Source organism: Kitasatospora aureofaciens, from assembly GCF_001188955.3.
In the GTDB taxonomy this organism is placed as follows: Bacteria; Actinomycetota; Actinomycetes; order Streptomycetales; family Streptomycetaceae; genus Kitasatospora; species Kitasatospora aureofaciens.
In genome coordinates, this window is the sequence record NZ_JPRF03000065.1 from 341,571 (window position 1) to 352,215 (window position 10,645).

The window sequence follows — 10,645 nt, forward strand, 5'->3', positions numbered from 1 at the left end:
GCGATGCTATCGGCTCGACTCTCGGGCCACAGCGGGCCTTTCGACCGTGGCGCCGTCCGCTGCCGGCTTCTCGACCTCGGCGAGGTCCTGCCCCCTGGTCTCCCTCGCGCACAGCACCGCCAGCACGGTGAGCGCCGCCGCGACGGCCACGTACACCGAGATCGGCGTGGCGCTGCCGTAGTCCTTGAGCAGCGCGGTCGCGATCAGCGGGGCGGGCGCGCCCGCCGCCACGGAGGCGAACTGGGCCCCTATGGAGGCCCCCGAGTACCGCAGCCTGGTCGCGAACAGCTCGGAGAAGAAGGCCGCCTGCGGAGCGTACATCGCGCTGTGGAACACCAACCCGACGCTCACCGCTGCCACCAGGGCCCCGAACGACCTGGTGTCCACCATCCCGAAGAACACGAACGCCCACACCCCGACGCCGGCCGCGCCGACCAGGTACACGGGCTTTCGCCCGACCCGGTCCGAGAGCGCCCCGAACAGCGGGATCAGCGCGAACTGGATCGCGGAGGCGATGAGTACGGCGTTCAGCGCGCTCTGCTTGTCGAAGTGCGCGTGGGTGACGGCGTAGGTCAGCACGAAGGTCGTCATCACGTAGTACGAGATGTTCTCCGCCATCCGCGCGCCCATGGCCACCAGCACCTCCCGCCAGTGGTGCCGCAACACCCCCACCAGCGGGGCCCGTTCGGTCTCGGGCCGGTTCGCCACCGCCTGCCGGAACAGCGGGGACTCCTCCACGGCCAGCCGGATCCACATTCCGACCCCGACCAGCACCGCCGACAGCAGGAACGGCACCCGCCACCCCCACGCCAGGAACGCGCTCTCCGACTGCACCGCCGTCATCAGCGACAGCACGCCCGCCGCCAGCAGGTTCCCGGCCGGCGCCCCGCCCTGCGGCCACGAGGCCCAGAACCCCCGCCGCCGCTGGTCCCCGTGCTCCGAGACCAGCAGTACCGCGCCTCCCCATTCGCCGCCGAGCGCGAACCCCTGCACCAGCCGCAGTGCCGTCAGCAGCACCGGCGCCGCCACCCCGACCGAGTCGTACGTCGGCAGCAGCCCGATCGCCGTGGTCGACCCGCCCATCAGCAGCAGGCTCACCACCAGCAGCTTCTTCCGCCCGATCCGGTCCCCGAAGTGCCCGAACACCAGCGCCCCGATCGGCCGCGCCGCGAACCCGATCGCATAGGTCAGGAACGAGAGCAGCGTCCCGGTCAGCGGATCGGTGTTGGGGAAGAACAGCTTCCCGAACACCAGGGCCGCGGCCGTTCCGTACAAGAAGTAGTCGTACCACTCGATCGTCGTGCCGATCAGGCTCGCAGCCACCACTCTCGGGAGTGAACTGCTCGCCGCCGAACCACGTGCGGGGGCTTCCATGGGTCACCACTTCCAGATCCAGGGGGACGGTGTCGCCACAAGGTAGGAACCCCACGCTCCCGGGACTATGTGGTTGACCCACGCAGCCCATGGGCCAGATGTGGTCGCCCACCCCATGACCACCCCTGCCCCCTGCTTCCGGCCGGCCCGTCGCGGCTCCGGCTGCGCCGAAGCCGCGAGCTCCTGTTTCAGGTCGAACGCCCCGAGGAGCGGAACGGGCTCAGTGCGCCGTCCAGCCGCCGTCGATGGGGAGGCTGGCGCCGGTGATGTAGGCGGCGGGCGGGGTGCAGAGCCAGAGGGCGAGTTGGGCGACCTCGGCGGGTTCGATGAGGCGCTTGACGGCGGTGCGGTCGAGCATGATCTGTTCGACGACCTCGTCCTCGGGGATGCCGTGGGCCAGGGCCTGGGCGGCGATCTGCTTCTCCACCAAGGGAGTTCGGACGTAGCCCGGGTTGAGGCAGTTGCTGGTCACGCCGTAGGGGGCGCCCTCCAGGGCGACGGTCTTGCTGAGCCCTTCCAGGGCGTGCTTGGCGGTGACGTACGCGGACTTGAAGGCGCTGGCGCGCAGGCCGTGGACCGAGGAGACGTTGACGACCCGGCCCCACCCCCGCCCGTACATGTGCGGGAGCGTGCGGCGCAGGATGCGGAACGGGGCCTCGACCATGACGCGTTGGATGAGGGTGAAGCGGTCGACCGGGAACTCGTGCACGGGCGCGACGTGTTGGAGGCCGGCGTTGTTGACCACGATGTCGGCGTCGGCCGGCAGGGCGTCCACGGCCTCGGGATCGGCGAGGTCCGCGACGATCGCGTGCCCGCCGATCCGGTCCGCGAGCTCCCGGGCCGGAACGGCCGCGAGGTCGACGACGTAGACCCGGGCGCCGGCCCCGGCGAGGGTTTCGGCGCAGGCTCGGCCGATGCCCGAGGCGGCCCCGGTGACCAGGGCCGTGCGGCCGTCGAGCGGGCGGGCAGTAGAGGTGTCCATGGCCCAGAACGGTAGGAATCAGGCGACGTGCCTCCCATGTGGCGGACCGACACAGCAGGCCCGCTGACCATGGCGGCAACCACTACGAGTGTCGATCGACGGTTCGAGGCCGGACAGCCAAACCCATCCTGACCTGGCTTCCCCACAATGGACGCGGTTGCTTCACCCGTTCGGAGGATTGCTCGGTCAGATCCACCCATAGCGCCCGAATGCTCGCTACATTCACGCCGATTCCCGACAGGGGGCGCCGCCCCGGGCGAGCCGAAGTGCTGGTGGAGCCCGGTGCGACGTCCGAGAGGTGTTGACTGACATGCCCCAACGGCCTGCAACCGACAGCCCGGCGTACGGACCGCTCGACCCGCTCGGCCAGCGCCGAGGCCCGGTCGGCCGGGCCCTTCCGGACGCCCCCGACGCCCTGACCGCCGACACGCTGACCGGCGACACGCTGACCGCTGACACGCTGACCGCCGACGCCCCGACCGCCGACGAACTGCGGCTGCCCGCACAGGCCACACCCGCCCGGCACGAAGCCACCGCCGCCCCCGCGACCGGCGGAGGCCACGGCAGTCACACCGGCCACTCCGGCCCGGCGCCGCAGAACGGCCAGCTCGCCGCCCTGATCGAGGAGGCCGGTTTCTCGCACGCCGGCCTGGCCCGCCGGGTCGACCAGCTCGGCCTGGAGCACGGTCTCGACCTGCGCTACGACAAGACCTCGGTCACCCGCTGGCTGCGCGGACAGCAGCCCCGCGGCGCCACCCCGGCCCTGATCGCCGAGGTCTTCACCCGCCGCCTCGGCCGCCGCCTCACCGCCCAGGACCTCGGCCTGGACGCCTGCGCCCCGGTCTACGCGGGCCTGGAGTTCGCCGAGACCCCGCAGGAGGCGGTGGACATCGTGGCGAGCATGTGGCGCAAGGACAACGGCCCGCAGTCCGAGCTGCGCCGGATCGCCTTCACCCCGGCCGGCCTGGTCGTCCCCAGCCGCGACTGGCTGATCGGCCGCACCGACGAGCGGGTCGCCCGGGACGGCTCCACCCTGGGCCGCCCGGACGCCGCCGGTGCGCTCGGCGCCGCACCCGGGGCACCGCCGCCCGCCGCCCCGGGCGCGCCCGGCTCACCCGTCCTAAGCCCGGCGCGCACCCAACCCGTCAGCGCCCCGGGAGCCCCGGGCGGCCCCGGCGCCCGCAGCACCTCCGGCACCACCGGCACCGCCGCCCCCATCGGTCGGGTGCCCACCCAGAGCCGACGCCCGCCCACCGCCGTCGAACCGCCGTACCCCGACCCGACCCGCGAGGCCCGCCCCGCCCTGCGGGTCGGCCGCGGCGACATCGCCGCCATCCGAGCCGTCGGCGACCTCTTCCGCGCGCTCGACCACGCCTACGGCGGCGGCCACGCCCGTCAGGCGCTGGTCCGCTACCTGGAGAGCGAGGCCGAGCCGATGCTGCGCGGCCGCTACGGCGAGCAGATCGGCCGGGCTCTGTTCGGCGCCGTCGCCGACCTGACCAGGCTGGCCGGCTGGACGTCCTTCGACATCGCCGCGCACGGCCTCGCCCAGCGCTACTTCGTCCAGGCGCTGCGCCTCTCCCAGGCTGCCGGCGACCGCGCGCTCGGCGGCTACGTCCTGGTGACGATGAGCCAGCAGGCCGTCCACCTGGGCCACGGTCGGGAGGCCGTCCAGCTCGCCCGGGTCGCCCAGCAGGGCGTCGGCACGGCCGTCCCGCCGGTGGTCCAGTCGCTGATGCACGCCGCCGAGGCGCGCGGGCACGGCCTGCTGGGCGACGTCCGCTCCTGCACCACGGCACTGGTACGGGCCGAGCGCTCGCTCGCGGCCTCCCGTACGGGCGACGAACTGCCCGCCTGGGCGCGGTACTTCGACGAGGCCCAGCTCTCGGACGAGTTCGCCCACTGCTACCGCGACCTCCAGCAGTGGCGCACCTCCGCGCAGCACGCCGAGAAGTCGCTGCGGCTGCGCTCGCCCGCGTACGCGCGCAGCCGGATCTTCTGCCGGCTGGTGCTGGCCACCGCCCGGCTCGGCATGGGGGACCTCGACGAGGCCTGCACCATGGCCACCGACGCGCTGCGGGCGGCGGGGGAGATGCGCTCGGCCCGCTCGCTCGAGTACGTCCGGGACTTCCACCGCCGCCTCACCCCGTACCGGGGCAGCCAGGTGGCCCGAGCCTTCGAGGAGACGGCCCGCCAGGCGGGGGTGATCTGAACCGCCCGCCCGGAACGGCCCCAGGGGCGACCGGGCCGGGAGCTCATCAGCTCTCGGCCCGGAGCCTCGCAGCATCGGAGCCCCAGGGCTTCCGGCCCGGCACACCGTCGGTCTGTCACCCCGGCAGACCGCTCGCGTGCCCGCACCGGCCGGGTCACCGCCCGGAGCACGACAATCCGGGTCACCGCCCCAGGAAGCCACCGGCGCTCAGGCCGCCGCCTCCGCCTCCCGCGAACCGGCCGGCAGGCCCAGGTCGCCCAGCACCGCCTGCGCCGCCCGCCGCCCGGAGACCAGCGCGCCCTGCACGGTGCTGGTGTCCCGGTGGTCCCCGGCGACGTACAGCCCGGCCAGTACCCGCACCGGGCGGCGGGGGTTGTGCGGCGGCGGCATCGCGGGCAGCGCGTCCGGGACGTGCCGCACGCTGAGGAACTGCCAGTCCGCCGTCGAGGTGCCGTACAGCTCCGCGAGCCGGGCTCGAACGGCCGGTTCCAGTCCGGCCGGGCCGCCCGCGTCGAAGGAACGCCGGCCGAGCACGGTGGTGGCGACCAGAGCCTGTCCGGCCGGGGCGTAGGACGGGTGCAGCTCGCTGAGCACCAGCGAGTGCGAGACCAGCGGCGGGTGCCCGTTCGGCCGGTCGGCGTCGAGCAGCAGCACGGCCTCGTTGAGCGGGGCGCGGTCGGCGGCGTGGAAGAAGGTGGTGACGGGGTGGAAGGCCGGCAGCCGCAGCCCGGGCAGCAGTTCGGCGGCGGAGCGGGCGTCGGTGGCCACCACCACGGCCTGGGCGCCGATCCGCCCGTGGGTGAGGGTCTCCACGCCGTCGGCGCCGATCGAGGTGACCTGTACCCCGGTCCGTACGGTGCCGGCGGGCAGCGTGGCGGCCAGCTGGGCCGGCACGGCCGCGATCCCGTCGGCGGGCAGACAGAGCCGGCCGCGCGCGTACGAGCGCAGCACCAGGTCGGCGACCCGGCTGCTGGTGCCGAGGGTCGGGTCGCCGAGCAGGGCGCTCAGCAGCGGGCGCAGGAACCCGTCGATGCTGCGCTGGGCGAGTCCGTGGCCGGTCAGCGCGCGGGCGGCGGTGGTCTCCGGGCGGGCCTGCAGCCGGCCGGCCGGGGTGGTGGCGATCCGGCCGAGCCAGCTGCCGAGGCGGGCCTTGTCCAGCGGGCTGCCGAGCGGGGCCCGGAGCGCGGCCTGCCGGGCGGCGGTGAGCTGCGGATCCCCGGCGCGGTAGCGGCGGCCGCCGCTGTGCACGAGTACGCCGGGCGCGAGCGGGCGCAGGTCCAGGCGGTCGAGGTCGAGCGTCCGGCGCAGCTCGGGGAAGGCGGTGTTCAGCAGGTGGCTGCCGTCGTCGAGGCGGAAGCCGTCCACTGAGCGGGTGGCCATTCGGCCGCCGATCCGGTCGGTGGTCTCCAGGACCTGAACGGTGACGCCGTGGCCGGTGAGTGCGCGGGCGGCGGCCAGGCCCGCGAGTCCGGCGCCGACCACGACGACGTCCGGGTCGGACGGTCGGCGGGCGCGGCGGGTGAAGTCGTACGTGGGCACTGGGGTGCTCCCTCCCTGGTCCCGGGGCTCCGGCCGACGCAGGCAGCGGGGTGCCGGGACACGGTCCGAGGAAGGTGATGCCCAGTCAGTGTGAGCATCAGACAAGTGCGATGAACCGGATGCGGGGGTCGGGAGGGGTTGTGCGGCACCGGGCGGGGGCGTGGTCACGGACAGTGCGCCGTGGCAGCTGCGTTACCGGGCAGACGGGCGCGCACGGTCACCGGGGGCGTGCGACGCGCCCGTCGTGTGCTCCCGTGCGCCCCCTCCCGGAGCCCCTCCCGAGTCTCCTCCCACCCCGCTCGGCATATGCCGATGGCCAGGGCGAATGCCGTAGCGGGACTACGCAGGACGACGCGGCGCCGCGCCAACGCGCGAGCCCGTCACCGCACCGCGCACGAGCCCGTCACAGTGCCGCCCGCACCGCCGAGTCCAGATCCGGGTGCGCGAACCGGAAGCCCGCCTCCAGCAGCCGCCGCGGCACCACCCGGTGGCTGCCCACCACCTCGACCGCCAGCTCCCCGAGCACCACCTTGAGCACGGCCTCCGGCACCGGGAACGGGGTCGGCCGCCGCAGCGCCCGGCCGATCGCCGCGGTCAGCTCCGCGTTGGTGGCCGGCTCGGGCGCGGTGAGGTTGAAGGCGCCGGAGAGGTCCTCCCGGTCGATCAGGAACCGCAGCGCGGCGACCTCGTCGGCCAGCGAGATGTAGCTCCAGTACTGCTGACCGCTGCCGAGCCGCCCGCCCAGACCCAGCTTGAACAGCGGGAACAGCCGGCTGCCGGCCCCGCCCGCGGCGGAGAGCACCATCCCGGTGCGCGGGTGGACGACCCGGATCCCGGCCCGTTCGGCCGGCCGCGCGGCGGCCTCCCACTCCAGGCAGACCTCGGCCAGGAAGTCGTCGCCGGCGGGGGAGTCCTCGTCGATCACCCGGTCGCCGGTCTGCCCGTACCAGCCGACCGCTGAGGCGCTGACCAGGACCCGCGGCGGCTCCTTGAGCGCCGCCAGGGCCACCGCCACGGTCTCGGTGCCGTACACCCGGCTCTCCCGGATGTCCCGCTTGTAGGAGTCCGACCAGCGGCGGTCGCCGACCCCGGCGCCGGCCAGGTGCACCACCGCCTCGACCCCGGCGAGCCCGTCCCGGTCGACCTCGCCGAGCAGCGGGTTCCAGCCGATCGCGGTGCTGCCGTCGGGCTGCGGTCCCGTCCTGGAGCGGTGCCGGACCAGCCGGACCACCTGGTGGCCGTCCGCCAGCAGGGAGCGGACGAGCGCCGAACCGATCAATCCCGTGGAGCCTGTGACAGCGATGCGCATGGGCCCATCCTCGCAGTTCTTATCACCTGTCACCTTTCGCACGCGCCCCATTAGCATCACGCGGCATGACCCCCCATGACGATCTGACCATCCGCCCGGCCCGCCCCGAGGACGAGCGCGGACTCGCCGAGCTCAACCGCGCCGCCTGGTCGACCCTGTCCGACGTCTCCCCGGAGCCGTCCGCCGAGGACGGGATCTTCGACGAGCGGCACACCCCCGACCAGTACCTGCTCGCCGTCCTGGACGGCCGGATCGTCGGCTACGTCCGCCAGGTCCCGGCGACCCCGCTGGCCGCCAACCGGCACGTCCGGCAGATCCAGGGCCTGGCCGTCGACGACTCGGTGCGCGGCCGGGGCATCGGCCGGCGGCTGGTCGAGGCGGCCTGCGCGGCGGCCAGGGCCGGGGGCGCCCGCAAGCTGGGCCTGCGGGTGCTCGGCTGGAACACCCCGGCCCGACGGCTGTACGAGAGCTGCGGCTTCGTGGTCGAGGGCTCGCTGGCCGAGGAGTTCCTGATCGACGGCCGCTATGTGGACGACATCTGGATGGCCCGCCGACTCACCGACTGAATCCGCGCCGAATCCACCCCGACTCCGCTCCCGAATCCGCCCGGAATCCGCCCCGGACGACCTGACACTGCATCAGGTCGGGTGCTGCAGAGTCGTGACGTACCCGCCCTGTCTGGAGCGGCACGCCGCCGGGTACCGTACGCCCGTGAGCAACTCGACGCCTCCCGGGTGGTACCCGGTCCCCGGTGCGGACGGCGCGCCCGGTCACGAGCGCTGGTGGGACGGCAACGCCTGGACCAGCGAGGTCCGGCCGCTCCAGGGCGGCGCCGGACAGGTCGCCGACGCGCCGACCCAGACCTGGCAGCCCTCCACCCCGCAGCACCAGCAGCAGCCCGGCTACGGCTACCCGGCGCAGAGCGGCTCACCCGCCCCCGGTTACGGCTACCCCGGCCAGGACGCGGCCCAGGGCCCCGGTTACGGCTACCCCGGCCAGACACCGTACCCGGGCCAGTCGCCGTACCCCGGCCAGGAGGCCTACCCGGGCGCGGCCTACGGCTACCCGCCGCCGGCCGGCCCTGGCCGGAGCAGGACCGGTGTGATCGTCGGCATCGCCGTCGCCGTGCTGGTGGTGGGCGGGATCATCGCCGGGCTGGTGCTCAGCAACGGCGGGGACCCGAAGGCGGGCCCCACCCCGAACCCCACGGTCACCGTCACCCAGAGCGACAGCCCCTCGCCGCGCCCCACCCCGACCCGGCCCAGCCCGACCTCCAAGCCCGTCCCGACCCTCAAGAGCACCGTGCCGGACCCGCAGCACGCGATCACCGTCCCGGTGTTCGACGGCTGGGACGCGGCGGCCAACTCCGCGCACTCCACGGTCTACCTCGGCAGCGGCCGCTACACCTGCGCCGACGGCAACTCCTGCATCCGCGGCCAGTTCTCGATCGAGAAGGACACCGTCCAGGGCGACACCCCCAAGGGCGCCGCCGACGCCGCGATGCCGGCCTACGCCGGGACGATCTTCAGCGGGATCTCCTCCCACACCGACTCCGGCTCCGGCTACGTCAGCGTCGCCGGTGTGCTCGGCTACGCCACCCGCTGGCACGTGCGCACCTCGGACGGCACCCAGGGCTACGTGCTGCTGGCCGCCGTCCCGGCCAAGGGCGGCGGCTACGTGGTCTTCGAGGGCGGCGTGGACGACGACCCGGCCGCGCCGGACGCCTCCGTGCTGGACCAGATCCTCAAGGGCATCAAGCAGGACAGCTCCTCCGGCAGCAGCACCTGACCGCTACTGGTCCCCGTAGCGCTCCCAGAGCTTGGGGAAGCGCTTCGCCATGACGTCCGGGTCCTCGAAGTCCAGCGGGGTCCCGGACGGCCGGCCCGCCTGCCGCCCGCCCACGTCCGGCAGCGGAAGGCCGGTCAGCTGCTCGTACGCCTCGTCGGCGGCGTAGCCGAGGTCCTCGGCCTCGCCGTCCTCCTCCTCGTCGAACTCCGGCAGCAGATCCGCCAGGTCGTCGGGTTCGGCCAGCCCGCCCTCGAAGACCTCCCGGCCCTGGCCGATCAGCCAGCAGCGGAAGTAGTCGAAGGTCTCCTCGGAGGCGCCGTCCAGCAGCAGGTGGGCCGCCCCCCACAGGTCGTGGCGGTAGGCGCGCTGGAACCTGGCCTCGAACAGCCGGGCGAAGTCGATCACGTCGTCCGGGGTCAGCTGGACGAGGCGCTCCACCAGCCGCTCGGCCTGCTCGTCGGGATCGCCGGCGGCGGCCTCCCAGGTGTCGTCGATGATCTGCCAGAAGTCGGTCTCGTCCATCACCGCTCCAGCATCCCTGTTCCGCCGCCTCCGCGCATGCCATGACCCGGCGGAAAGCGCACCCCGGAACGGCGGAACCCCGCGTCGTCCGGGGACGACGCGGGGTTCCGTACGGCTGTGTTCAGCCGTGCTGCCTCACAGGCCGAGCTCGACCTCGAACTCGCCGGCCTCCAGGATCTCCTTGACCGCGACCAGGTAGCGGGCGGCGTCGGCGCCGTCCACCAGGCGGTGGTCGTAGGAGAGCGACAGGTAGGTCATGTCACGGATGCCGATGGCGGTGCCGCCGTCGGCCTCGATGACCACCGGGCGCTTGACGGTGGCGCCGATGCCCAGGATGGCGGCCTGGTTCGGCGGCACGATCACGGTGTCGAACAGCGCACCGCGCGAGCCGGTGTTGCTGATGGTGAAGGTGGCACCGGACAGCTCGTCCGGGGTGATCTTGCTGTCGCGGACCTTGGCGGCCAGCTCGGCGGTCTTCTTCGAGATGCCGGCGATGTTGAGGTCGCCCGCACCCTTGATGACCGGGGTCATCAGACCCTTCTCGGAGTCCACGGCGATGCCGATGTTCTCGGAGTCGAAGTAGGTGATGGTGCCCTCGGCCTCGTTGATCCGCGCGTTGACGACCGCGTGGACCTTCAGCGCCTGGGCGGCGGCCTTGACGAAGAACGGCATCGGGGAGAGCTTGACGCCCTCGCGGGCGAGGAAGCCGTCCTTGGCCTTGGCGCGCAGCGACATGATCTTGGTGACGTCCACCTCGACCACGCTGGTCAGCTGCGCCTGCTCGTGCAGGGCCTTCATCATGTTGTCGCCGATGACCTTGCGCATGCGGGTCATCTTGACCGTCTGGCCGCGCAGGGCGGACGGCGCGGCGGCGGCCTTCGGCGCAGCGGCCGGGGCGGCAGCGGCGGCGGCGCGCAGG

At 73.8% G+C, this 10,645-nt stretch carries 9 protein-coding genes; 3 read left to right on the forward strand and 6 right to left on the reverse strand.

All coding sequences use genetic code 11. The annotated features are described in order from the left end of the window. Positions 1-6 precede the first annotated feature (6 nt). Together HS99_RS34635 and HS99_RS34640 are read right to left on the reverse strand one after the other, a co-directional pair. Positions 7-1,374, reverse strand: coding sequence for an MFS transporter (locus tag HS99_RS34635; RefSeq protein ID WP_030549976.1), 1,368 nt, complete (start codon positions 1,372-1,374; stop codon positions 7-9). A 220-nt stretch (positions 1,375-1,594) separates the two neighbouring features. Then, positions 1,595-2,356 carry a 3-hydroxybutyrate dehydrogenase gene (locus HS99_RS34640; protein ID WP_030282699.1) on the reverse strand — a complete coding sequence of 254 codons (762 nt, stop codon included), beginning with the start codon at positions 2,354-2,356 and terminating at the stop codon, positions 1,595-1,597. A gap of 310 nt (positions 2,357-2,666) precedes the next feature. Here HS99_RS34640 and HS99_RS34645 point away from each other — a divergent pair, with 310 nt between their 5' ends. Beyond that, the gene (locus tag HS99_RS34645) at positions 2,667-4,568 is read left to right on the forward strand and encodes an NsdA family TPR-like regulatory protein (protein ID WP_232543034.1); all 1,902 of its coding nucleotides are present in this window, start codon (positions 2,667-2,669) and stop codon (positions 4,566-4,568) included. A 207-nt stretch (positions 4,569-4,775) separates the two neighbouring features. Here the strand turns inward: HS99_RS34645 and HS99_RS34650 are convergent, their stop codons facing one another. Together HS99_RS34650 and HS99_RS34655 are read right to left on the reverse strand one after the other, a co-directional pair. After that, on the reverse strand, positions 4,776-6,107 hold the full coding sequence (locus HS99_RS34650) for an NAD(P)/FAD-dependent oxidoreductase (RefSeq protein WP_046387359.1): 1,332 nt from the start codon (positions 6,105-6,107) through the stop codon (positions 4,776-4,778). A 403-nt stretch (positions 6,108-6,510) separates the two neighbouring features. Beyond that, positions 6,511-7,416, reverse strand: a complete 906-nt coding sequence (locus HS99_RS34655) for a TIGR01777 family oxidoreductase (RefSeq protein WP_030282705.1) — start codon at positions 7,414-7,416, stop codon at positions 6,511-6,513. A 65-nt stretch (positions 7,417-7,481) separates the two neighbouring features. Here HS99_RS34655 and HS99_RS34660 point away from each other — a divergent pair, with 65 nt between their 5' ends. Together HS99_RS34660 and HS99_RS34665 are read left to right on the forward strand one after the other, a co-directional pair. Further along, positions 7,482-7,982, forward strand: a complete 501-nt coding sequence (locus HS99_RS34660; protein ID WP_030282707.1) for a GNAT family N-acetyltransferase — start codon at positions 7,482-7,484, stop codon at positions 7,980-7,982. Positions 7,983-8,127: 145 nt separating this feature from the next. Then, positions 8,128-9,204 (forward strand): DUF2510 domain-containing protein, encoded by a 1,077-nt coding sequence (locus HS99_RS34665; RefSeq protein ID WP_030549980.1) that lies wholly within the window; start codon positions 8,128-8,130, stop codon positions 9,202-9,204. 3 nt (positions 9,205-9,207) lie between these two features. On the opposite strand, the gene HS99_RS34670 is transcribed toward HS99_RS34665, so the two are convergent. Both HS99_RS34670 and HS99_RS34675 read right to left on the reverse strand, forming a co-directional pair. Then, entirely contained in the window at positions 9,208-9,726 is a 519-nt protein-coding gene (locus tag HS99_RS34670; protein WP_030282712.1) for a DUF4240 domain-containing protein, read from the reverse strand. Between the two features lie 135 nt (positions 9,727-9,861). Further along, the coding region (locus tag HS99_RS34675; RefSeq protein ID WP_211295906.1) for a 2-oxo acid dehydrogenase subunit E2 at positions 9,862-10,645 on the reverse strand (784 nt) is incomplete at its 5' end.